1 pseudogene is annotated in these 504 nt (G+C 56.9%); it reads left to right on the top strand.

The features are described from left to right. Positions 1–187 precede the first annotated feature (187 nt). Positions 188–504: pseudogene (locus EBMC1_RS18685) on the top strand (NUDIX hydrolase); the annotation flags it as partial.

Below are 504 nucleotides of genomic sequence, written 5' to 3'. Positions count from 1 at the left end.
CCAAGGGGCCCACTCCAATGGCGGTCGATAAATTGACCACCCCGACCACCAAAATCGATTATCGCGATACCCGGTTGAAAGGGCTCGTTCTTCGAGTGATGCCCAGTGGGACCAAGTCTTACTACTGCGAATATGCTCGCGGCAAGCGGGTATGGCTTGTCCTGCACGCAGTTCGGCCGAGCAGAAGTTGCTGTGGCTTTTTGGGTTACAGCTGACCGATGATTTTGAACTTAGCCAGCGTGATTTCGGGGCTGAGCAAGGTGGTGATCTCAACCTCGCTGCACGCTACATACTGGAGGAACTCGGGATCGAGCCTGAGGAAACCGAGCCCGATGCGCTCAGCCGCCTGATCGATAAATTCGGCGGCACTTTCCCCGGCACCGCTAAATTCTCCGAGTTTGCACGGCGAACTCTTCCTGGGATTGAGCCCCGCGAAGACCCTGACCGCGCGCTCGTCGCTTGGATGGAACATGAAGAGGCGTTGACGTGCTCCCCTGAAATGTG

The sequence above is a fragment of the Sphingopyxis sp. MC1 genome, assembly GCF_000371385.1.
GTDB lineage: Bacteria > Pseudomonadota > Alphaproteobacteria > Sphingomonadales > Sphingomonadaceae > Sphingopyxis > Sphingopyxis terrae.
This window is presented reverse-complemented; position numbering and strand designations above follow the sequence as displayed.